23 protein-coding genes are annotated in these 22391 nt (G+C 72.4%); 16 read left to right on the top strand and 7 right to left on the bottom strand.

Annotated features, from left to right (window positions below; genetic code table 11):
- Positions 1 to 7: 7 nt before the first annotated feature.
- Positions 8 to 1660 carry a glycoside hydrolase domain-containing protein gene (locus tag SOM35_RS03185; RefSeq protein ID WP_320514353.1) on the bottom strand — a complete coding sequence of 551 codons (1653 nt, stop codon included), beginning with the start codon at positions 1658 to 1660 and terminating at the stop codon, positions 8 to 10.
- Between the two features lie 214 nt (positions 1661 to 1874).
- Here SOM35_RS03185 and SOM35_RS03180 point away from each other — a divergent pair, with 214 nt between their 5' ends.
- The 5 genes from SOM35_RS03180 to SOM35_RS03160 all read left to right on the top strand — a co-directional run bounded on the left by SOM35_RS03180 (position 1875) and on the right by SOM35_RS03160 (position 6684).
- Positions 1875 to 2585, top strand: a complete 711-nt coding sequence (locus tag SOM35_RS03180; RefSeq protein WP_320514352.1) for a TetR family transcriptional regulator — start codon at positions 1875 to 1877, stop codon at positions 2583 to 2585.
- 122 nt (positions 2586 to 2707) lie between these two features.
- Positions 2708 to 3724 (top strand): 2-keto-3-deoxygluconate permease, encoded by a 1017-nt coding sequence (locus SOM35_RS03175; protein WP_320514351.1) that lies wholly within the window; start codon positions 2708 to 2710, stop codon positions 3722 to 3724.
- Positions 3721 to 4899, top strand: coding sequence for a four-carbon acid sugar kinase family protein (locus SOM35_RS03170; protein WP_320514350.1), 1179 nt, complete (start codon positions 3721 to 3723; stop codon positions 4897 to 4899). Before SOM35_RS03175 ends, SOM35_RS03170 begins: the two co-directional genes overlap by 4 nt.
- An 8-nt stretch (positions 4900 to 4907) precedes the next feature.
- Positions 4908 to 5903, top strand: a complete 996-nt coding sequence (gene pdxA, locus SOM35_RS03165) for a 4-hydroxythreonine-4-phosphate dehydrogenase PdxA (RefSeq protein WP_320514349.1) — start codon at positions 4908 to 4910, stop codon at positions 5901 to 5903.
- 1 nt (position 5904) lies between these two features.
- Complete coding sequence (locus tag SOM35_RS03160) at positions 5905 to 6684, top strand: DeoR/GlpR family DNA-binding transcription regulator (RefSeq protein WP_221849071.1); 780 nt, start codon at positions 5905 to 5907, stop codon at positions 6682 to 6684.
- On the opposite strand, the gene SOM35_RS03155 is transcribed toward SOM35_RS03160, so the two are convergent.
- Together SOM35_RS03155 and SOM35_RS03150 are read right to left on the bottom strand one after the other, a co-directional pair.
- Positions 6681 to 6887, bottom strand: coding sequence for a hypothetical protein (locus SOM35_RS03155; RefSeq protein ID WP_111075399.1), 207 nt, complete (start codon positions 6885 to 6887; stop codon positions 6681 to 6683). The genes SOM35_RS03160 and SOM35_RS03155 overlap by 4 nt on opposite strands.
- 125 nt (positions 6888 to 7012) lie before the next feature.
- Positions 7013 to 8062, bottom strand: coding sequence for a LacI family DNA-binding transcriptional regulator (locus tag SOM35_RS03150; protein WP_320514348.1), 1050 nt, complete (start codon positions 8060 to 8062; stop codon positions 7013 to 7015).
- Between the two features lie 197 nt (positions 8063 to 8259).
- Between SOM35_RS03150 and SOM35_RS03145 the strand changes: the two genes are divergently transcribed.
- From SOM35_RS03145 to SOM35_RS03115, 7 genes are all read left to right on the top strand, one after another.
- Positions 8260 to 9162: a polysaccharide deacetylase family protein gene (locus SOM35_RS03145; protein WP_253466074.1), complete on the top strand. Its 903-nt coding sequence runs from the start codon at positions 8260 to 8262 to the stop codon at positions 9160 to 9162.
- Positions 9162 to 9536, top strand: a complete 375-nt coding sequence (locus SOM35_RS03140; protein WP_320514347.1) for a hypothetical protein — start codon at positions 9162 to 9164, stop codon at positions 9534 to 9536. The genes SOM35_RS03145 and SOM35_RS03140 overlap by 1 nt, the downstream gene beginning before the upstream one ends.
- Entirely contained in the window at positions 9533 to 10594 is a 1062-nt protein-coding gene (locus SOM35_RS03135) for an asparaginase (RefSeq protein ID WP_320514346.1), read from the top strand. The genes SOM35_RS03140 and SOM35_RS03135 overlap by 4 nt, the downstream gene beginning before the upstream one ends.
- Positions 10595 to 10674: 80 nt before the next feature.
- A complete protein-coding gene (locus tag SOM35_RS03130) occupies positions 10675 to 12024 on the top strand; it encodes an MFS transporter (protein ID WP_320514345.1) in 1350 nt (449 codons plus the stop codon).
- Positions 12021 to 12818, top strand: coding sequence for an SDR family NAD(P)-dependent oxidoreductase (locus SOM35_RS03125; protein WP_320514344.1), 798 nt, complete (start codon positions 12021 to 12023; stop codon positions 12816 to 12818). The genes SOM35_RS03130 and SOM35_RS03125 overlap by 4 nt, the downstream gene beginning before the upstream one ends.
- Complete coding sequence (locus SOM35_RS03120) at positions 12818 to 13564, top strand: SDR family NAD(P)-dependent oxidoreductase (RefSeq protein ID WP_320514343.1); 747 nt, start codon at positions 12818 to 12820, stop codon at positions 13562 to 13564. The genes SOM35_RS03125 and SOM35_RS03120 overlap by 1 nt, the downstream gene beginning before the upstream one ends.
- A 24-nt stretch (positions 13565 to 13588) precedes the next feature.
- Positions 13589 to 14452, top strand: a complete 864-nt coding sequence (locus tag SOM35_RS03115) for an NAD-dependent epimerase/dehydratase family protein (RefSeq protein WP_320514342.1) — start codon at positions 13589 to 13591, stop codon at positions 14450 to 14452.
- A 2-nt stretch (positions 14453 to 14454) separates the two neighbouring features.
- Here SOM35_RS03115 and SOM35_RS03110 read toward each other — a convergent pair whose 3' ends face one another.
- On the bottom strand, positions 14455 to 15429 hold the full coding sequence (locus SOM35_RS03110; RefSeq protein ID WP_320514341.1) for a DNA-3-methyladenine glycosylase family protein: 975 nt from the start codon (positions 15427 to 15429) through the stop codon (positions 14455 to 14457).
- A 72-nt stretch (positions 15430 to 15501) separates the two neighbouring features.
- Here SOM35_RS03110 and SOM35_RS03105 point away from each other — a divergent pair, with 72 nt between their 5' ends.
- The 4 genes from SOM35_RS03105 to SOM35_RS03090 all read left to right on the top strand — a co-directional run bounded on the left by SOM35_RS03105 (position 15502) and on the right by SOM35_RS03090 (position 19231).
- Positions 15502 to 16530: a 6-phosphofructokinase gene (locus SOM35_RS03105; RefSeq protein ID WP_111075393.1), complete on the top strand. Its 1029-nt coding sequence runs from the start codon at positions 15502 to 15504 to the stop codon at positions 16528 to 16530.
- Between the two features lie 143 nt (positions 16531 to 16673).
- On the top strand, positions 16674 to 17651 hold the full coding sequence (locus SOM35_RS03100; RefSeq protein WP_320514340.1) for an MDR family oxidoreductase: 978 nt from the start codon (positions 16674 to 16676) through the stop codon (positions 17649 to 17651).
- 87 nt (positions 17652 to 17738) lie between these two features.
- Positions 17739 to 18407 carry a GntR family transcriptional regulator gene (locus tag SOM35_RS03095; protein WP_290158063.1) on the top strand — a complete coding sequence of 223 codons (669 nt, stop codon included), beginning with the start codon at positions 17739 to 17741 and terminating at the stop codon, positions 18405 to 18407.
- Positions 18408 to 18445: 38 nt separating this feature from the next.
- The gene (locus SOM35_RS03090) at positions 18446 to 19231 is read left to right on the top strand and encodes an ABC transporter ATP-binding protein (RefSeq protein ID WP_320514339.1); all 786 of its coding nucleotides are present in this window, start codon (positions 18446 to 18448) and stop codon (positions 19229 to 19231) included.
- A gap of 39 nt (positions 19232 to 19270) precedes the next feature.
- Here SOM35_RS03090 and hemL read toward each other — a convergent pair whose 3' ends face one another.
- Genes hemL through SOM35_RS03075 form a run of 3 tightly spaced genes read right to left on the bottom strand, consistent with a single transcriptional unit; the run spans position 19271 to position 22391 of the window.
- Positions 19271 to 20605, bottom strand: coding sequence for a glutamate-1-semialdehyde 2,1-aminomutase (gene hemL / locus SOM35_RS03085; protein ID WP_320514338.1), 1335 nt, complete (start codon positions 20603 to 20605; stop codon positions 19271 to 19273).
- A complete protein-coding gene (gene hemB, locus SOM35_RS03080) occupies positions 20602 to 21657 on the bottom strand; it encodes a porphobilinogen synthase (RefSeq protein ID WP_320514337.1) in 1056 nt (351 codons plus the stop codon). Before hemB ends, hemL begins: the two co-directional genes overlap by 4 nt.
- Positions 21654 to 22391: a uroporphyrinogen-III synthase gene (locus SOM35_RS03075; RefSeq protein WP_320514336.1), complete on the bottom strand. Its 738-nt coding sequence runs from the start codon at positions 22389 to 22391 to the stop codon at positions 21654 to 21656. The genes hemB and SOM35_RS03075 overlap by 4 nt, the downstream gene beginning before the upstream one ends.

The raw sequence follows: 22391 nt of genomic DNA, 5'->3' as shown, positions 1-22391 counted from the left end.
GGCCGTGTCAGTGTCCACGCAGGTGCGCGGCCGGCACGCCGGGGTCCCGGCCGGACACCACGACGGCGTCGATCTCGGTGGCCGAACCCCCCGAGCCGATCGTGCGTCCCTGGATCTGGTTGAACGACCAGTTGGACGGCAGCGGCTGGAGCTGGTTGCCGGTCCACCCGGTGGACAGCCCGCCGACGAACGAGAAGTGCCCGAGTCCGGCGTGGCTGACGGCGGAGCAGGTGGCGCGGGAGCCGTACACACCGGCCTTGTGGACGTTCCCGCGGTCCCGGAGGCCCGTGGCCACGCCCCGGAAGTACGGGAGCACCGCGTCGTCGATCTGGGCCGTGCTGGCATCGAGGTCGACGGCGAAGTACAGCGTCGTCTGCTTCGGGATCCCGAGGTGCTTCGCGGCGTCCTGGGCGCGGTGCGCGTCGACGATCCCCTGCGCGAAGGTGAACCAGGACGCCTCGTCGCCGCCCTCCTCGAAGATCGGCCACAGCCCGAGTCCGGCGTCGCCGATCACCCGCAGCTCCTCGGCCGTCAGCGCCTTGTCACGAGCACCGGAGGTCTGCGAGTTCGTCAGGTAGCGCCCGACCACCCGGACGTCGGCGGCGGCCAGCGCCGCGGCCCGGGGAGCGTCGAGCTTCGTGGCCATGTCGGCACCGGTCGTCGCGCGGCCGGCGTCGCCACTGCTCGCGGCCAGCGCGGCCCACGTGCCGAAGTCGCACGTGCCGGTCTGCTCGGCGACGGGGAACGCCTGGAACTGCTGGAACGCGCGGACCACGTCGGCGTCCGCCGCCGTGAAGACGTCGTCGAAGGGGACGCGTTCGCGGTTGAGCACGAGCAGCGCCGTCACCAGCTGGACCCACGGCCCGCTCGCGCCGACGCCGACGACGCTGGCGGACGCGGCGCGCAGACCGGCTGCGGTGCCCGGCCCCCACACCCCGTCGACCGACGCGGACCCGGACGCGATCTGGATCGCCCGGACGGCAGCGGACGCGGTGCTCGTGTCGACCAGGCCGCTCGTGCTGCCGTACGCCCCGCCGTCCGCCTCGGCGTACGTGCGGTTGAGGTACTGCTGGACGGAGCGGATGGTGGACGAGCCATCGGTGGCGAGCCGGATCAGGTCGGTGGTCAGCAGCGCACCGTACAGGTGGGGGGAGAGCGTCGGGACGCCGAGGGCCACACCGAGTTCGGTCCGGAGCTCCTGCACCGCGGCGACGGTCGGGGCGTCCCACGTGCCGGTCGTCGCGACGGTCGGGAAGCCCTTGCAGACGAGCCCGGCCTGGGCCAGCTTCCGCCAGGTCTCAGCGTCGGGTCCGACCTCGTGGCCGACGTCCCCGTGCTGCTCGAGACCCTTCCTGGTGGCCGGTCCCACCGTCGGCACGACGGGCGTGATGCCCAGGAGGGACTGGGTCGCCTGGGCGAGACCGGTGACGGTCCCGGCTCCGGTCTGGCCGTCCTCGGTGACGTGCACCCAGCCGGCGACGTGGCCGAAGGTCGTGTTGAGCCACTTCTGGACGGCGAGGACGCCGGGGTCGGACGCGGTGGTCGCCGCGGACGTGGCGGTCGTGGTCGTCGCCGCTTCGGCGGGGGTGGCCAGGACGGCCGAGGCGATCGGGACGGAGGCGGCGAGGCCGAGGAGCGCAGTGCGGCGGGAGATCTGCACGGTGTGCCTTCCAGGTCGACGGAGCCGCAGGGCGCGCGGGCGCGACGCAGCGGCTGAGGTGGCTGCCAACCTGGCGTCCGAACACGGGAAAGTGCCGAGTTCCACCAGACGATCGTCTGATGAACTGCTCAGTCGGGCCCGACCTGCGACAGTGGTACCGGGCTCGTAGTATCGAGCGGCACGAACCACCCGGGATCGTCGGGCGAGGAGCAGCATGAACCAACGCCAGGCCGCGAAGGCCCGCACACGCCAGCAGATCGTCGAGGCAGCCGCTGCCGAGTTCGCCGAGCACGGCTACGACGGCACCTCGTTCGCGAGCGTCGCCGCCGCGATGAACCGTCCGAAGTCGGCCGTCGGGTACCACCTGTTCCCGTCGAAGCTCGACCTCGCCGCGGCCGTCGTCGAGCAGCAGCAGGCGCGCTGGCTCGAGATGGCGGCCCGGACGACCGAGCCCGCGGGCCTCGCGAACCTGGTGACGATGCTGCTGTCCGCGTGCCTCGACGCACTGCGGTGCCCGGTCGCCGCCGGGGCGATCCGGGTCAGCCAGGAGCTCGGCGAGGCCGGGCAGCCGCTCCCCCGGGCCTTCACGTGGCGGGGGTACACGCTGGAGCACTTCGCCGTCGCCCGAGGACTGGACGTCGACGACCCGGAGGCCGTCCGCGCCGCCGACCTGGTGATCTCGTCGACCTTCGGCGTCCTGCGCACCCGGGCGAGCTCGCGCACGGTGGAGGCCACCGAACTCCAGCTCCGGGACCTCTGGTCGGCGCTCTTCACCGGTCTCGGGATCGCCGGCGCGGACGAGGTCGTCCGCCGCGTGACGCCGGTGTCGGTCGCGGAGCCGGCGAACCCGGCACTGGCCGAGGCGCCGGCGACGGGTGCGGCAGCGACAGATGCAACAGCCGAAGGTGGTGCGCCGACCGCCTGAACTGCGCACAACGAGCATCCTCTGCCTCGTTATCCGCACACAACACGCACGAAGATGCGCGTTGTGTGCAACTCTGGTTTCACCGGGCCGGAACGACCCGGAACGAAACGATGGAGTTGCGTATGTCCGTTCCGATCAAGGCCGCCATCGAGAAGGTCCCCGGCGGCATGATGCTCGTCCCGCTGCTGGCGGGTGCCGTCCTCGCGACCCTCGCCCCCGGCACCGCGGACTTCTTCGGTTCCTTCACCGGGGGCCTCCTCACCGGCAGCACGCCGATCCTGGCCGTCTTCTACGTCTGCATGGGCGCGAGCATCGACCTCCGGGCGACGCCGTACATCCTCAAGAAGGGCGGGGCGCTCTTCGGCTCGAAGGTGCTGCTCGCCGTCGTCATCGGCGTCGTCGCCGGACAGTTCATGTCCGAGCTCCCGGTGCAGGGCGGCCTCCTCGCCGGCCTGTCCGTCCTGGCCCTCGTCGCCGCGTTCAGCGACACGAACGGCGGCCTGTACATGGCGCTGATGGGGCAGTACGGCAAGCCCAAGGACGTCGCCGCGTACTCGATCATGACGATCGAGTCCGGCCCGTTCCTCACCATGCTCATCCTCGGCGTCGCGGGCCTGTCGGCGTTCCCGTGGCAGGCGCTCGTCGGTGCGGTGATCCCGCTGGTGCTCGGCATGGTCCTCGGGTCGCTCGACCCGGCGATGCGGAAGTTCCTCTCCGCGGCGTCCCCCGTCCTCATCTTCTTCTTCGGCCTGGCGCTCGGCTTCGGCATCAGCCTGCAGACCGTCCTCAGCGCCGGCCTGCTCGGCGTCCTGCTCGGTCTGGTCGTGCTGCTGCTCAGCGGCGGCGTGCTGTTCCTCGCCGACCGCCTCACCGGGGGCACCGGCCTCGGCGGCCTCGCCGCGTCGTCGACCGCGGGCAACGCCGCCGCCGTGCCGATGCTCGTCGCCGCCGCGAACCCGGCCTACGAGGAGGCCGCGGGACCCGCGACCGTCCTCGTCTCCGCCGCCATCGTGGTGACCTCGATCGGCACCCCGCTCATCGTCGCCTGGTACGCCCGCCGCCTCGCCGCGAAGCGGACCGGCGACGGCACGGCCACCACGGTCGCCGTCGAGGGCGCTGACAACGGGGCGTCCCGATGAGCCCGTCGGTCGGCCTCACGATCATCGCCGACGACCTGACCGGGGCCGCGGACGCCGCCGGCGGGTACGGGGCCGCCCGGACCAGCGCCGTCGTCCTCGGCCCGGACGTGCCGTGGCCCGCCGCCGAGGTCCTGGCCGTCGACACCGAGAGCCGGTACCTCCCCCAGGAGCAGGCCGCGGCCCTCGTCGCCGCCGTCACCAGCCGGTCGGTCGCGCTCGGCCGTCCGGTCTTCAAGAAGATCGACTCGCTGCTCCGCGGCAACGTCGGCGCCGAGGTCGCCGCGGCACTGGCCGTGGTCGCCGGCGCCGAACGCGCCCTCGCCGTCGTCGCCCCCGCCTTCCCGGGCACGGGCCGCACCACCGTCGACGGGCTCGTCCACGTCGACGGCGTCCGCAACACCGAGGGACCGTTCTCGGGTGACGTGGCCGCCTCGCTCACCGCCGCGGGCCTCCGGGCCGGGAGGCTCGCCCCCGGTCCGACGGACAGCCCCGCGGACCTCGCCGCCCGACTCGACGACCTCCACGCGTCCGGCACGGATGCCGTCGTGCTCGACGCGGTCACCGACGCCGACCTCGAGACGATCGCACGGGCCTCCCGGCTCGTCACCGGCCCCACCCTGGTGACCGGGTCCGGCGGACTCGCCGCGCACATGGTGCCGACGGACCCCGCGACGGTCCCGGCACCGTCCCTGCCGTCGGTCGACCGCGTGCTGGTCGTCGTCGGCAGCTACTCCGGACCGGCGCGGTCACAGATCGACGAACTCGTGCGCCGCGGCGCGGAGCACGTCGAGTTGCGGCACCGCGACGACGGCCAGCAGGCGGCGACGGACCAGATCACGAGCGCTCCCGGTGACGTCGTCGTCACACCCGACCTCGGCATCCCGGTGGACAAGGACAACGCCCTCGACGTCGCCGCGGCCCTGGCGGCCACCGTCGCCCGGAGCGCCCACCGGTTCGGCGCCCTCGTCCTCACGGGCGGCGAGACCGCCCGTGCCGTCCTGGACGCGCTCCACATCGACACCGTCCGCGTGCACGGCACCGTCGAACCCGGCGTCGTCATCAGCAGCCACCCCGACCACCGGCCGGTCCTCGTGACGAAGGCGGGAGCGTTCGGCGACGCCGGCACCCTCGCCCGTGCCGTCCGGGCCCTCCGACAGCAGCACAACGAGAAGTGAGGAACACCATGAAACCGATCATCGCGATCACGATGGGTGACGCCGCCGGCGTCGGACCCGAGATCATCGCCAAGGCGATGGCCGACCAGGCGACCCGGTCGCTGGCGACCATGTTCGTCATCGGCGACCTGCGCCGACTGCAGCTCGCCATGGACGTCGTCTCGAGCACGCTGACCCTGCACCGCATCAACGACCCGTCCGAGGTGACCGAAGACCCGTCGACGATCGACGTCCTGGACATCCCGTGCATCCCCGAGGACCTGGCCTGGGGTGCGCTCTCGGCCGAGGCCGGGCACGGCGCCTTCCTCTTCATCGAGAAGGCCGTCGAACTCGCAATGGCCGGCAGCATCGACGCCATCTGCACCGGACCGCTCAACAAGGCCGCGCTGCACATGGGCGGCCACCAGTTCCCCGGCCACACCGAGATGCTCGCGTCCCTCGCCGGCATCGACGAGGTCTCGATGATGCTGACCGCGCCGAACATGCGCGTCATCCACGTCACCACCCACCTGGGACTCGTCGACGCCGTCGCGGCGATCGACGGCGACCGCGTGTACCGCACCATCGCCCGCGGCAACGACCTGCTCGTCCGCTCCGGCAACGAGCGCCCGCGCATCGCCGTCGCCGCGATCAACCCGCACGGCGGCGAGAACGGCCTGTTCGGCAACGACGAAGAGGCGCAGAAGATCCAGCCCGGGGTCGACCGTGCCCGCGCCGAGGGTCTCGACGTCATCGGACCGCTGCCCGCCGACACGCTGTTCATGCTCGCCAGTCGCGGCGACTACGACCTGGTCGTCGCCCAGTACCATGACCAGGGCCACATCCCGGTCAAGGTGCTCGGGCTGAAGAACGGTGTGAACGTCACCGTGGGCCTGCCGTTCGTCCGGACCTCGGTCGACCACGGAACGGCGTTCGACATCGCCGGGAAGGACATCGTGGACCACGAACCGCTGCTCGAAGCGCTCCGTCAGGCCGCGGACCTCTCCCCGGAGCGCGCCGGCTGACGTGAACGCCCGCGACCGCCGACGCGAGATCGGCCACCTGCTGCAGGAGAAGCCCGTCAACGTCGACGAGCTCGCAGCGGTGTTCTCGGTCTCCGCGTCGACGATCCGGCGCGACCTCGACGCCATGACGCGGGACGGGGACATCGTCCGCACGTACGGCGGGGCGCGGACGATCGGCGGGCCGGAGCGCAGCCTCCAGGAACGCGAGTCCATCGCGATCCGACAGAAGGCCGCCATCGGACGACTCGCCAGCTCGTTCATCGACACCGGGGCCGTCGCCGTCCTCGACGCCGGCACCACGGTCGGCGCCCTCGCCCGCAACCTGGTCTACCGGGAGGGCGTCACCGTCGTCACCAACGGGCTGACCACCACCACCGTGCTCGAGCACAGCACGGGCATCGAGCTCATCGTCGTCGGCGGGCGACTGCGCCACATCAGCTCCGGGTTCGTCGGGCCCTTCGCCGAGCGGGTGATGGCGGACGTCTCGGCGGACGTGGCGTTCCTCAGCGCCGACGGGGTCTCGGCGTCGCACGGGCTCTGCGAGGAGACCCCCGAGCAGGCTTCACTCAAACGGGTGATGGTCGAGCGGGCGCGGGAGCTCTACGTGCTGGCCGACGCCTCGAAGCTCGGCGTCGCGTCGTCGCACTGGTGGACGCGGATCGAGCGGCCGTGGTCGCTCGTCACCGACGACGGAGCGACCGACGAGCAGTTGGCGGCCTTCCGGGCGTCCGAGTTCGTCACGGTGCACGTCGCCCCGACGGAACCGCCGGAGCTGCCCTAGGGGTGTTGCGGCCCGGTCCCCCACGCGGCCCAGGCGTCGAGCTGTGCCTGCGCGTTGCCGAGGGAGTTGTGCGATCCGTGGACCGTGCCGTCCGTGGAGTGCAACTCGAACCCCTGGCCCTGGTCGATCGTGCCGACGACGACCCCGTCGCGGCGGGCGGTCCAGTGCCCACCCGCGTCGTTCCGCCATGTGATGGCCTGCATACGATCCACGAGCGCCGACTTCCTGTTGCGCCGCTCACCGGGACCGACAACCAGTCCTGACGGTAGGCCCGCCACATGTGTGGTCGGACATCTGGACGCGGGTGGGTATGCCTGGACGTCGGTGCTCAGTGCGCCGGGGCCGCCGTCGAGGACCGCACCACGAGCGACACCGGGAGCACCGCGCCGTCCACCGCTCCGCCGCCGATCGCGGCGAGCAGCCGTTCCACGACCACGGCCCCCATCGTCGCCCGCGGGGAGTGCACGGTCGTGAGCGGCGTGGGGAGCTGCGCGACCACCGCGATGTCGTTGTACCCGACGATCGACAGGTCCTCGGGGACGCGCAGGCCGCGCTGGCGGGCAGCACCCATCACGCCGATGGCCGCGGTGTCGTTGACGGCGAAGACGGCGGTGGGTGGGTCGGCGAGCGAGAGCAGGGTGTGCGCCCCGACCACGCCGCCCTCGACCTCGAAGTCGGTGTGGACGACGAGCGCTTCGTCGATCGGCAGGTCCCGCTGCTCGTGCGCCAGACGGAAGCCGGCGACCCGCTCCACCGCGGTGCTGGCGTGACGAGGACCGGCCACGACGCCGATGCGCCGGTGTCCCAGGGCGAGCAGGTGCTCGGTGGCGAGGCGGCCGCCCTCGACGTCGTCGGCGACCACGGCGGGCAGCCAGTCGCCGGGGTGCCGGTTCGTCGCGATGATCGGCACCGACAGGTTGGTCAGCCGCGGGATCTGCGACGACAGGTGCAGGGAGCTGACGATGAGACCGTCGACCCGGCGGGAGAGCAGGAAGTCGACGGCTTCGAGCTGGGCGCCCATCTCGTCCGGCGGCGTCGTGAGCAGCAGCTGGTAGCCGGCGGCACGGGCAGCCGACTCGACGGCCTGGCAGATCGACGCGATGACGGTGTCGGCGAGCCGCGGCATGACGACGCCGATGGTGTTCGACCGCCGGGTGCGCAACGACGAGGCGAGCCGGTTGGGGCGGTAGCCGAGCTCCGCTGCCGCTGCGATCACGCGCTGGGCCGGAGCACTCCAGCCCCGGGCCGGCTCGGTCTGTCGCAGCACCCGCGACGCGGTCGAGACGTGCACCCCGGCGCGCCCCGCGATCGCCTGGAGGTTGACCTCGCCGCGACGACCCGGCGGCTCGTGCCCGACCTGGTCGTCCGTGCTGCCCATCCGCTCAGTGTAAGTGACACATCGTCGCGCCAGCGCCGCAGCGAACGGTTGCAACCGTGCACGTACCGTCCCGGTTGCCGATCTGGCGAAACACGTTCGTTACGTCCGCCGACGCTGACGGAAACAGTCGGATGGCACGCTCTCACCAGTTGCAAACGATTGCACATCTTGCAGAGCAGACGAGAGACGGGTGCCCCATGGTGAAAGAGATCTTCGTGTCCTTCGGCGTCGACATCGACGCCGTCGCGGGCTGGCTCGGTTCCTACGGCGGAGCCGACTCGCCGTCGGACATCCAGCGCGGGATCTACGCCGGCCGCACCGGCGTGCCTCGACTGCAGCGCGTGTTCGACCGTGCCGACATCAAGGCGACGTGGTTCATCCCCGGCCACTCGCTCGAGACCTTCCCCGAGCAGTGCCAGGCCCTGTTCGACGCCGGGCACGAGATCGGCGCCCACGGGTACAGCCACGAGAACCCCGTCGCGATGACGGAGGCGCAGGAAGACGCCGTCATGGAGCGCTCGGTCGAACTCATCACCCGGCTCACCGGCACCCAGCCGACCGGCTACGTCGCCCCCTGGTGGGAGTTGAGCGCGTACACGCCGACGCTGCTGGAGAAGTTCGGGTTCAGCTACGACCACAGCCAGCAGCACAAGGACTTCGTGCCGTACTACTCGATCGTCGGCGACTCGTGGACGCCGATCGACTACGCCCAGGACCCGCACACCTGGATGACCCCGCTGGTGCACGGCCACGAGATCGACCTCGTCGAGATCGCCGCGAACTGGTACGTCGACGACCTGCCGCCGATGATGTTCATCAAGTCGAGCCCGAACAGCCACGGCTTCGTCAACCCCCGCGACGTCGAGCAGATGTGGAAGGACCAGTTCGACTGGGTGTACCGCGAGCTCGACTACGCCGTGTTCCCGATCACGATCCACCCCGACGTGTCCGGACGACCGCAGGTGCTGCTCATGATCGAACGGCTCATCGAGTACATCGGCGGACACGAGGGCGTCCGGTTCGTCACCATGAACGAGATCGCCGACGACTTCCGCGTCCGCTTCCCCTTCGCCCGTCCCGAGCGTCCGCGCGAGTACTGATGTGCGGCGCATGCGGCAGCGCCGGCGGGACGCGCGACGGGTACGCCCGTGGTGTCGAGGACTCGCCGGCAGCACGCAAGCGGGCGCAACTGGCGCTGGTCGCCTGGGGTGCTCGCCTGTTCGCCCCGGAACACGTCCGGGTGCACGAGGCGCCCGGGACCGTCCGGGTGCTCGTCGTCGGACCGACCGGTCAGGGTGTCCTCGCGCAGGGCGTCGACGGGGTGCTGGACGCGGTCGACCGGGTCGGGCCGGGGACCACCGACTGGACCGTCGTGGCGGAGCGGCTGCGTGCCTCCCGTCCGGACGACGACGCCGACTGGACGTACCGGAGCCTCGCGTCGGCGGTGGCCCGACGGTGGGAGCCGGCGCTGTGATCGGCACCACGCTGCCGACGGTGACCTACCTGGCCCTCGGCGGGACCATCGCGAGCATCACGAGCGGAGGCACCGGAGACACGGGAGGCCCCGCTCACCGGCCCGGTGCGGTCCCGCGACTCGACGCCCACGAGCTGCTCGCAGGCGTGCCCGCGATCGCACGGACCGCCCGGGTCGACGCCCACCAGCTCACCCTGGTCCCCTCGCCGTCCCTGGGCTTCGACGACGTGCAGAGCGCCCTCGGAGCCGCACGGCGAGCGGTCGAGGCCGGCGCATCGGGTGTCGTCGTCTCGCAGGGCACCGACACCATCGAGGAGACCGCCTACCTGCTCGACCTCGGCTGGGACCGCCCGGAACCGCTCGTGGTCACCGGCGCCATGCGCCACGCGTCCGCTCTCGGCGCGGACGGGCCGGCGAACCTGCTGGCAGCGGTGCGCGTGGCCGCGGAACCGGCCGCACGGGGGCGCGGCGTGCTCGTCGTGCTCGACGACGAGGTCCACGCCGCCAGCACGGTCCGGAAGGCGCACACGTCCTCGACCGGGGCGTTCGCCTCCCCCGGGACCGGGCCACTCGGCTGGGTCGCGGAGGGGCTGCCCGTCTTCCACGCACCCGCACAGCAGGCACCCGCCGTCACCGACCACGTCGCCCCGCTGCCGCCGGTCGCCCTGCACCGCGTCAGCCTCGACGACGACGGACGCGTCCTCGAGGCGCTCGGGGACCTCGGCTACCGCGGCGCGGTCATCGAGGGCTTCGGCGGCGGGCACGTGGCGGAACGCACCCTCGACGCCGTCCGCACGCTGGCCCGGCGGATCCCGGTCGTCATGGCGTCGCGGACCGGCGCCGGGCCCACCCTCGCCGCGACCTACGGCTTCCCCGGCGGCGAGATCGACCTGCTCGCCGCCGGACTCGTCCCCGCCGGGTACCTGGACGGACTCAAGTCCCGTCTGCTGCTCGCCGTGCTGCTCGCCGTCGATGCTCCACACGACCGGGTGCACGCGGAGTTCCGCGCGCGCGGCCGGGGCTCCTCCCGCAGCACCGTTCCTGATCCCCGTTCCTGATCCCCGTTCCTGATCCACGGACGGAACCACCACGCACGGCCCACCCGATCCGCCAGCACCGCAGCATCGAGAGGAAGACCATGTCCACCACGACCATCCGCGAGCCGGAGGACGTCCAGCTCGACACCGGGACGTTCCCGGCCATCGGCGCCGCCGAGACCAAACGCGGTGCCACCCTGGCGTTCTTCGCCTGGACCCTCGCCGTCTACGACTTCATCATGTTCGGCACGCTCCTGCCCCGGATCGCCGAGGACTTCGGGTGGAACCAGCAGACCGCGCTGCTCGCGAACACCCTCGTCAGCGTCGGGGTCTTCGTCGTCGTCATCCTGGTCGGGCTGTTCGTCGACCGGCTCGGTCGCCGTCGCGGCATGATGGTCACGATCGGAGGCGCGGCGCTGTCGTCCCTGCTGACGGCGGCCTCGACCGGGGTCGCCTCGCTCGTCGGCTTCCGCGCGCTGAGCGGGTTCGGGATGGCGGAGCAGTCGGTCAACTCCACCTACCTCAACGAGGTCTTCGCCCTCACCGAGATCGAGGGCATCCGGAAGCGCCGCGGCTTCTTCTACAGCCTGGTGCAGACCGGATGGCCGATCGGTGCGCTGCTGGCCGCCGCGTTCATCGCCGGGATCAACGGGCTGTTCGGACCCGACTCGTGGCGGATCGCGTTCCTCGTCGCCACCGTCCCCGCGCTGTTCGTGCTGTTCCTCCGCAAGGGCATCAAGGAGACCCCGCAGCACCGTCTCAACACGTACCTGCGGCAGCTCCGGAAGTCCGGTCGCGCCGACGAGGCGAGCCGGATCGCGGCCCGCTTCGGGGTCGTCGAGGACGAGCGACCGTCACTGCGGGCGATCTTCGGCAAGCGCTACGCCCGCAACACCGTCGTGCTCTCGATCGCGTGGATCGTGAACTACTTCGGCATCACCACGACGAGCGTGCTGGGCACCACGATGCTCGAGGACGTGAAGGGCGTCGACACGAGCATGTCGCTGCTGATCATCGTGCTCTCCAACGTCGTCGGCGCCGCCGGGTACCTGTTCCACGGTTGGCTCGGGGACGTCATCGGCCGCAAGACCACCATCGTCGGCGGCTGGCTGCTCGCCGGGGTGTGCTGGACCCTGTTCGTCCTCGGCCCGGACGACTTCGGGTACGTCCTGGTCACGTACATGCTGACGCTGTTCTTCCTGCTGGGCCCGTACGCCTCCCTGCTGTTCCTGCAGGCGGAGTGCTTCGACTCCAGCTGCCGCGCCACCGGTTCGGCGTTCGTCACCGCCATGGGCCAGCCGGGATCGATCATCGGGTCCGCCGTGCTCACCGCCCTCGTCGCCGGGAACGTCGGTCTCGGACCGGCGGCCGTCGTCGTGGGCGCCGGCGGCATGGTCCTCTCCGGGCTGATCATGCTCGCGACCAAGCGCGTGGCGGTGATCGAGCATTGAGCACGCCGCCGTCGGAGGCCGTGTACTCCGAGTTCGCAGGACGGGTCGCCGTCATCACCGGCGCCGCGAGCGGGATCGGCGCAGCACTCGCCGTCCAGCTCGCCGAGCACGGGGCCGACATCGTCATCCCGGTGTTCGCCGGTGACCCGCACGACGCCTCGGTCGTCGTCGCAGCCGTCGAGGCGGCCGGGGGTCGAGCGCTGACCGTCCCCGCCGACGTCCGACGGACCGAGGACGTCGACGCCGTGTTCCAGGCGGCGCTCGACCGATGGGGTCGTGTCGACCACGTCGTCGCCGGCGCCGGCGTGCTCCGTCGGCAGCCGCTCGACACCATGACCGACGCCGCCTGGGACGACATGGTGCAGGTCGACCTCAACGGCGTGATGCGCACCCTCCGCGCCGGCGCGCGCCACCTCGGCGCCGGCGGGTCGATGGTGGCGGTCTCCTCGATCGCGGGCGGCATCTACGGCTGGGTCGCGCACAGCCACTACGCCGCGTGCAAGGCGGCGGTGATCGGGCTCGCCCGGAGCGCCGCCGCCGAACTGGCACCGCGCGGGATCCGCGTGAACACCGTCATCCCCGGCCTGATCGAGACACCGCAGTCGACGGACGCGACGAACTCGCTCGGAGCGGCGGGCCTCCAGGCAGCCGGCGCCCGCATCCCGTGGGGTCGTGTCGGGACCGCGGCGGAGGCGGCGGCCGTGATCCGCTTCCTGCTCAGCCGTGAGGCGCGGTACGTCACCGGACAGGAGCTCGTCGTGGACGGCGGGATGACCATCCTCATGGCCGACTGATGCGCGGCGACGTGTTCGACCTCGACGGAGCCACCGCGCTCGTCACCGGCGGTGCGAGCGGCATCGGGCTCGCGATCGTCGAGGCCTTCGTCACCGCTGGTGCACGGGTCGCCGTCGCCGACCGCGACGTCGATGCCCTCGAAGCGGTCGCCCGGCGGCTGGACGTCCTGACCGTCGTCCTGGACGTCACGGACGATACGGACGTCGAGGCCGTCGTCGCGACCGTCGACGCGGAACTCGACGGCATCGACGTCCTCGTCAACGCCGCCGGTGTCCTCTCCCAGGCGCCGCTCGAGGAGCTGTCCACCGCGGACTGGAACCGGATCGTCGCCGTCGACCTCACCGGCGTGTTCCTGATGATGCGCGCGGTCGGTCGTCTGATGCTCCGCGACGGCGGTGGGCGCATCATCAACCTGGCCTCGCAACTGGCGATCAAGGGCGGGTCCGAGATCGCGCACTACGCAGCCGCGAAGGCCGGCGTCATCGCGCTGACCAAGAGCGCGGCGATCGAGTGGAGCGGGCGGGGTGTCCTCGTCAACGCGATCGCGCCCGGTCCGGTCGTGTCGCCGATGACCGACCGGATGACGCCGCAGTGGCGGGCGGAGAAGGCAGCCGAACTCCCGATCGGGCGGTTCGGTGTCCCGCACGAGGTCGCCCCGACCGCCCTGCTGCTCGCTTCCTCACCAGCGGGCGACCTGTACACCGGGCAGACGCTCGGACCCAACTCCGGCGATGTGATGCCGTGACCGCATCCGTGGGAAGGTCGACAGATGTCAGCACACCAGACCGTCGTCATCGCCGGGTGCGGCGACCTCGGCACCGAGGCCGCCCTCCGCTTCGCCGACCTCGGGTACCGCGTCGTCGGCCTCCGTCGTCGCGCTGGACTCCTGCCGGCGCCGATCGAGGGCCGGAGCACCGACCTCCGGAGTGACGTCCCCGAGATCGACCCCGACACCGCGGTCGTCGTCGTGGCCCTGGCCGCGGGCAGCCGCGACCCGGACGAGTACCGCGCGACCTACGTCGACGGCCTGCGGAACGTGCTCGACGGCATCGACCGATCGGGGGCGAGCCCGCGGGTCGTCCTCGTGTCCTCGACCGCCGTGTACGACGTGTCCGACGGCAGCGAGGTCACGGAGGCGACCCCGGCCGCTGGCGGTACCCCGACGGCGAGGGTCCTGGTCGAGGCCGAGGCACTGCTCCGCGAACGGGCCGCCGCCGCGGTGCTGCTCAGGCTGTCGGGCATCTACGGCCCCGGCCGCGAACGGCTGATCGACCAGGTGCGCTCCGGCAGCGCCCGGCTCGCTCCGGCTGATGCCGCGTCCCCGCACACGAACCGCATCCACCGTGACGACGCCGCCGCCGCGATCGTGCACCTCGCGACGCTGGACGACCCGGCGCCGACGTACCTCGGCACGGACGACGAGCCGGTCCGCCTCGACGACGTGCTGCGGTTCCTCGCCGACGAACTCGGTCTGCCGACACCGGAGCACGGCCCCGCATCGGACCGGCAGGCGGGTGGTGACAAGCGCCTGTCGAACGCGCTGCTCCGCTCGGCGGGCTTCGCGTTCCGCTACCCGACCTTCCGCGAGGGCTACCGCGCGGTGCTGGCCGGCGAGGGCACCCACCACCCCTGAGTTCAGTGGCCCCGGTGGTCCTGGATCGTCATCCGCGGCCCGAACGTCGGCTTCCGGAAGCCCGAGCCCGCGATCAACCGCACGACCCGCTCCCGGTGCCCCCGCCAGGGTTCGAGCAGCTCGAGCATCCCGTCGTCGTCCACCGGTCCGCCGGTGAGCGCCCACCCGACGAGGGCGGGCACGTGGTAGTCCCCGACACTCGGTGAGTCCGGATCACCGTGCGCCCGTTGCGCCGTCTCGGCAGCGGTCCACGGCCCGACGCCCGGGATCGACTGCAGCCGGCTCGCGACGAGTTCGCCGCCCCGGCCCAGGGTCAGCGTCCGCTCGAGCGCCGGCGCGACCTGCACGACGCGCATCACCGTCGCCGACCGTCCGGGTTCGATGCCGGCCTTGTGCCACTCCCAGCTCGGGATCCGCGCCCAGGTGTCGGCGTCCGGCGGGACGACCATGCCCGCCGGAGCCGGTCCGGGAGCGGGCGTGCCGAAGCGCTGCACGAGGTACCGCCACGCCCGCCAGGCCTGGCGGGAGGTCACCTTCTGCTCCATGATCGCCGGCACGAGCATCGCGACGACGGTGTTCGTCCGCAGCAGCCGTAACCCCGGCTGACGGTGTCGAGCCCGGGCGAGGAAGGCATGCGCGGACACGTCGAGCTCGGTCCAGTCGTCCCCGCGGCCGACCAGGTCCGGTCCGTGCGCGACCGCCCACGACGCTCCGGCACCCCAGGCACTGATCGCGACGGTGTCGCCGACGGGGCGCACGAGCACCGACGAAGGCCCATCAGGCGTCCGGAGCGCGAGCCACACGTCGGAGCCGACCACCCGGTGGGCCGGGTCACCGGAGCCGCGCGACAGGGGCCGCAGCGTCGCGACCACGTCCACCGGGCCTCCCGGCCGGTACACGGTGTCCACGCGACCCGCACCGTCGTCCGCGCCGGGACGGACCGCCGGAGCGGCGGCGACGGGACGGACGGAGGGCATGCAGGGATGGTAAGCGGAACCGCCGTCAGACATGATGGGCACGTCCCTCCGGACCCGACCACGGGAGTCACCATGCGCATCGGCATCCTCACCTCCGGCGGCGACTGCCCCGGCCTCAACGCGGTCATCCGCGCCATCGTGCTCAAGGGCATCGCCATCCACGGCCACGAGTTCGTCGGCTTCCGCGACGGCTGGCGGGGTGTTGTCGAGGGCGACATCGTGCCGCTCGGCCGCAAGGACATCCAGGGCATCGCGAAGCAGGGCGGGACGATCCTCGGCACCAGCCGGACGAACCCCTTCGAGGGTCCGAACGGCGGCGTCGAGAACATCACGAAGACGCTGGAGCGGCACGGCATCGACGCCGTCGTCGCGATCGGCGGCGAGGGCACCCTGGCCGCGGCGAAGCGCCTCACGGACGCCGGCCTGCAGATCGTCGGCGTGCCGAAGACGGTCGACAACGACCTCGGCGCCACCGACTACACGTTCGGGTTCGACACCGCGGTGGCGATCGCGACCGAGGCGATGGACCGCCTCCGCACCACCGGCGAGTCCCACTCCCGCTGCATGGTCGCCGAGGTGATGGGCCGCCACGTCGGCTGGATCGCCCTGCACTCGGGCATGGCAGCGGGCGCGCACGCGATCCTCATCCCCGAGCAGAAGACGTCGCTGGCGCAGATCGGCGAGTGGGTGCAGGCCGCCTACGACCGCGGACGCGCACCCCTGGTCGTGGTCGCCGAGGGCTTCGTCCCCGACCACGAGGACACCGCCCACACCGAGCGCGGCCTGGACGCGTTCGGCCGGCCGCGCCTGGGTGGCATCGGCGAGCGCCTCGCCCCGCTCATCGAGGAGATGACCGGCATCGAGACCCGCGCGACGACGCTGGGCCACATCCAGCGCGGTGGCACCCCGACGGCGTACGACCGGGTGCTGTCGACCCGGCTCGGGCTGGCCGCGATCGACGCGGTCGTCGAGGAGCGCTGGGGCCGGATGGTCGCCCTGAAGGGGACCGAGATCGTGCACGTCTCGTTCGCGGACGCGCTCGGCGAGCTGAAGACCGTGCCGCAGGACCGGTACGACGAGGCCGCCATCATGTTCGGCTGATCGCGGGCGGCCCGCGGGCGGGCGCGTCTCGCGCTCAGCGACACTGCTCGGGCGAACGGGCGCGAACGGTGTCGCTGAGCGCGAACCGTCCGGCACGCACCAGGCCCGCACCCGGCCGGGAGGCCCGGGGTAGCGTCGCGCGCATGACCCGCGCCGTCCTCGTGTCCCGTTCCGCCGCCCCCGCCGTCACCGATGTCGACCTGCCCGCCCCCGGCGCCCGGGAGGCCCTGGTCACCGTCACGAGGTCGAGCGTCAACTACAAGGACGGCCTGGCCGTCGCCGGCGACCCCGGCGTGGTGCGGACCGATCCGCTCGTGCCGGGCATCGACGTGGTCGGCACCGTCGCCGCGGTCGGGTCGGACGTGCGGGACGTGGCCGTCGGTGAGCGCGTGGTCCTCACCGGCGCGGGCTCGGGCGAGACCCGACACGGCGGCTGGGCGGAGCAGTGCGTGGTCCCGGTGGACTCGCTCGTCGCGCTGCCGGACGGCATCGACGACGACCTGGCGGCGGCGATCGGCACGGCGGGCTTCACGGCGATGCTCAGCGTCCTGGCGCTCGAGCGGGTGGTCGCGCCCGAGGACGGACCGGTCCTGGTGACCGGGGCCTCCGGCGGGGTCGGCACGGTGGCGATCGCCCTGCTCGCGGCTCGTGGGTACCGGGTGACGGCGTCGACCGGTCGGCCGGAGAACGGCGACTCGCTCCGGGCCCTCGGCGCGACGGACGTCGTCGACCGTGCGCAGTTCGCCGACCCCGGCAAGCCGATGCAGCGGGCGGTCTGGGCGGGTGCGGTGGACAGCGTCGGCGGTGCGACCCTGGCGAACGTCCTCGCGGCGACGCGGTACGGCGGGGCGGTCACGGCGTGCGGGCTGGCGCAGGACACCACACTGTCGACGACGGTGCTGCCGTTCATCCTGCGCGGGGTGTCCCTGCTCGGCATCGACTCGGTCGCGGCGCCACTCGACCTGCGGCAGCGGGCGTGGGCACGGCTGGGGACGGACCTCGACCCGGCGCTGCTCCGGGCGGTGACGCGGACCGTCGGGCTGGCCGAGGCGATCGAGGTCGGCGCTGCCGTGGTCGCCGGACGGGTGCACGGGCGGACGGTGGTCGACGTGCGGCGGTGATCCGCGCCTCCCGCCCGTGAATTTGCAACCGTTTGCGCAATGTCACGTTAGGATTTGAATACCGAACACCTTCTGAAGGAGACCCGGATGCCGGTACCCAAGTCGACCGTCGAGAACTCGCCGCGCAAGCTCCTCCGGGACGTCGTCCTCGAGAAGATGCTCGCGGCCATCCAGGACGGGACCCTGCAGGCCGGCGAACGCCTCAACGACGACGAGCTCGTGGCCTGGCTGGGTGTGAGTCGCACCCCGATCCGCGAGGCGATCGCGAAGCTCGTCGACTACGGCCTGGTCGAGATGGAGGCGAACCGGTACACCCGCGTCGCCTCCCCGACCCGCGAAGCCTACGACGACGCCTTCCAGATGCTCTTCGGCTTCGGTGAACTCGCCGCGCGCTGGTCCTTCCCCCGCTTCGAGGACGCCGACGTGAAGGCGTTCGGCGCCATCCTCGACGACATGCGCGCCCACGCGAAGGCCGAGGACCGCGCCCTCAACGACGACATCGACCGCGCGATCGCGTTCATGGTGCAGAAGTCCGGCAACGAACTGCTGCTCAAGACGAGCGAATCGCTGCTGAACCGGGCGAAGTTCGTCCGGATCGGCGAGCCCGAGTTCGTCTTCTGGGACGTCGAACAGGCCCTCGACGGCTTCCGCGCCGCCGCGAAGGGTCGCGACGGGGAGGCCGGCGGAGCACTCGTCCGCGGACTCGGTCGCGGGATGGCCGAGCACCTCGCCACCGCCCGGGCCGCGAAGGCCTGACCGCCGTCGGGTCCACCGGGGTGCGCGAGGATGACGGGATGACCGACGCTCTCCTCCGCACCTCCGGACTCCGCGTCACCCGCGGCGGCCGCGACCTGCTGCACGACGTCGAGCTGACCGTCCGGGCTGGCGAGCACTGGGCACTGCTCGGCCCGAACGGCGCGGGCAAGTCGACGCTGCTCGCCGTCCTGGGCGCGACCGGACACCCCTCCGCGGGCACCGTCGAGCTGCTCGGGCACCGCCTGGGGCGGGTCGACGTCCGGGAGCTGCGCGAACACATCGGCCACGTCGACCCGCGGCACCGGATGCTCTCGCCGCTCACCGTCCTGGAGACCGTGCTCACCGGGCTGACCGGCACGACCGACCTCATGGTGCGGTGGGAGCCGAGCGCCGAGCAGGTCGCCCGTGCCGAGCAGCACGTCGCCGACGTCGGACTGTCCGCCCGCCGGGACGCCCGCTGGCCGGTGCTGTCGCAGGGTGAACGGGGTCGGGCACTGATCGCCCGGGCGCTGATGGCCGAACCGCGGCTGCTGCTGCTCGACGAACCGGCGACCGGGCTCGACGTCGCGGCGCGGGAACACCTGCTCGAGACCGTCGACGCGCTGCGGGTCCGGCAGCCGGAGCTCGGCAGCGTGATGGTCACCCACCACCTCGAGGACCTGCCAGCGTCCACCTCGCACGCCATGCTGCTGCGGGACGGCGCGGTCGTGGCACAGGGGCGCGCGGACGAGGTCATCACCTCGGCGCGGGTGTCGGCGGCGTTCGACTTCCCGCTGGCCGTCGAGCGCAGCGGTGGGCGCTGGCACGCACGCCGAGCGGACTAGCCGCCCCGCGCCTCCCGCCCGTCCGACCGTTCCGGGGACTCAGGCGGCAGCAGCGGCCTTCGCGGCGGCGGGCAGGGCGTCGAGGATCTGCGACACCGCACGCTCGTCGTGCGCCGCGGTCAGGAACCACGCCTCGAACACACTCGGCGGCAGCGTGATGCCGGAGTCGAGCATGCTGTGGAAGAACGGCGCGTAGCGGAAGACGTCCTGCGCGCGGACATCGTCGTAGTTCCGCGGCGGGGTGTCGGTGAACGCGAACGAGAACAGGTTGCCGGCGTGCTGCACGGTGTGTGCGACGCCCTCGGCCGACAGCGCCTCGCTCGTCGCCCGCGACACCACGTCGGCGGTGCGGTCGAGGTGCGCGTAGACGTCCGCCGTCGCAGCACGGAGCGTGGCGATGCCGGCGGCGACCGCCAGCGGGTTCCCGGACAGCGTGCCCGCCTGGTACACCGGGCCGAGCGGGGCGAGGAAGTCCATCACCTCGCGGCGACCACCGAGTGCGGCGAGGGGCATGCCGCCGCCGATGACCTTGCCGTAGGTGACCAGGTCGGGCTTCCAGCCGGCGCCGTCGGGGACGGTGTTCGACGCCTCGAGACCCCACCAGCCGGCGGGTCCGACGCGGAAGCCGGTGAGGACCTCGTCGACGATGAGCAGCGCACCGTTCGAGCTGGTGATCTGCGACAGCGCCCGGTTGAAGCCGCGGTCGGGAGCGAGGACGCCCATGTTCGCGGCGGCGGCCTCGACGATCACGGCGGAGATGCGCTCGGAGTGCTCCTCGAACGCGCGGCGGACGGCGTCGAGGTCGTTGTACGGCAGCACCAGGGTCTGCGCGGCGGTCTCGGCGGTGATGCCCGCGCTGCCGGGCAGGGCGAGCGTCGCGACACCCGAGCCGGCCTCGGCCAGCAGCGAGTCCGAGTGGCCGTGGTAGTGCCCGGCGAACTTCACGAGCAGGTCGCGGCCGGTGTACCCGCGGGCCAGGCGGATCGCGGTCATCGTCGCCTCGGTGCCGGTGGACACCATGCGGAGCTTCTCGATCGGACCGTCTCCGTCGACCTGCACCCGCTGCTTCACGAGCTCGGCCAGCTCGGTCTCGCCCGGGGTGGAGGCGCCGAACGACAGCCCGCGGGCCGCAGCCTGCTGCACGGCCTCGACCGTGCCGGGGTGGGCGTGCCCGAGGATCGCGGGACCCCACGACGCGACGAGGTCGACGTACTCGCGACCCTCGGCGTCGGTGACGTACGCCCCCTTCGCGTTCACGAGGAACCGCGGGGTGCCGCCGACGGAGCCGTAGGCACGGACCGGGGAGTTCACGCCGCCCGGGATGCTGTTCTTCGCGCGGCCGAACAGCTGGTCGTTGGTCGTCGTCGGGGTCATTCGGGTGCCTTCCCGGTCGTGGCGATGCCGGCGACGTCCGCGGTGCTGCCGGAGGCGCGCAGGCCCGCTTCGTCGTTGAGCTTGCGGGCGATGTCGACCGCGAAGTAGGTGAGGATCGCGTCGGCCCCGGCGCGCTTGATGCCGATGAGGGCCTCCATCGCCGCGGCGTCCCGGTCGATCCAGCCGTTCTGGGCGGCTGCGGTGATCATCGCGTACTCGCCGGAGATCTGGTACGCCCAGACCGGCACCGGCGACGAGTCAGCGGTGCGGGCGAGGACGTCGAGGTAGCTCATGGCGGGCTTCACCATGACGATGTCGGCGCCCTCCTCGATGTCCTGCTCGACCTCGCGCAGCCCTTCACGTCCGTTGCCGGAGTCGAGCTGGTAGGTGCGGCGGTCGCCCTGCAGGGTCGAGGCCACGGCCTCCCGGAACGGCCCGTAGAAGGCGGAGGCGTACTTCGCGGCGTAGGCGAGGAGCGCCGTTCCGGAGTGGCCGGAGCCGTCGAGGGCATCGCGGGCGGCGGCGATCTGACCGTCCATCATCCCGCTCATGCACACCAGTTCGGCGCCGGCCTCGGCCTGCGCGACGGCCATGTCCCGGTACCGCAGGAGGGTGGCGTCGTTGTCGACCGAACCGTCGCTCGCGAGCACGCCGCAGTGGCCGTGGTCGGTGAACTCGTCGAGGCACAGGTCGGACTGCACGACGAGCGCGTCCCCGACCTCTTCCTTCGCCACCCGGATCGCGACGTTGAGGATGCCGTCCGGGTCGGTCGCGCCGGACCCGACGGCGTCCTTGTGCTCGGGCACCCCGAACAGGTTCACGCCGCCGACGCCGACCGACGCGGCCTCGTTGAGCGCGCGGCGGAACGAGTCGAGGGAGTGCTGCTGGACCCCGGGCATGCTCGTGATGTCGATGGCGTCGGTGGCGCCTTCGCGGATGAACATCGGCAGCACGAGCTCGGCGGGGTGGAGCCGGGTCTCGGCGACGAGTCGACGCATCGCGGGGGTGGTCCGGAGACGTCGGGGGCGGACCTGGGGGAAGCGTCCAGTCACGAGTGACCTTCCTGTTCGGGGTGTGGGGTGAGGGTCTCGACGACGGCGTCGAGCAGGGATTCGGCGGACCGCTCGGCCGCGACGACGTGCACGGGCAGTCCGGCATCGCGGGTCTCGGTGGCGGTACCCGGGCCGATGCAGGCGATCCGGGTCCGCGGGTCCAGTGGGGTGAGGCGGCGGGCGACTTCGCGGGCGACGCTGCCGCTCGTCACGAGGACGACGTCCGGCGCCGGGTCGAGGGTGATCGGCCTGTCGCCGGTGCCCACGGTACGGTACGCGACCACATCGACCACCAGGATGTCCCGCTCCCGCAGGCCGTCGACCAGGGTCGGGGCGGCGAGGTCGGAGCGTGGGTGCACGACCAGAGAGTCGGTGTCCGGCAGGGCGGCCACGAGTCCCGCTGCCGAGGCGTCGTCCGGAACCAGGTCGACGGGCCAGCCGGCCGCGCGTGAAGCGCGTGCGGTCGCCGTGCCGACGGCGGCGACGCGGACGCCGGACGGGAGGCCCGCCATCCGTCCCACGAGCACGCGCACGGTGGTCGCACTGGTCACCACGAGCCAGGGGCCCGTACCGGCGGCGGCTGCCGCGCGGAGCTGCGCGATCGCCGCGTCGAGCGGACCGGTGTCGGCCGGCGGCTCGTCCGTGATGAGCGGCACCAGCACGGGCTCGAGTCCCCGCGCCCGAGCGGACTCGGCGACCCGGGTGCCCCAGCCACCGCCACGCGGCACCAGCAC

Origin of the sequence: Curtobacterium sp. CFBP9011 (assembly GCF_034045095.1) — a bacterium.
GTDB lineage: Bacteria > Actinomycetota > Actinomycetes > Actinomycetales > Microbacteriaceae > Curtobacterium.
This window is presented reverse-complemented; position numbering and strand designations above follow the sequence as displayed.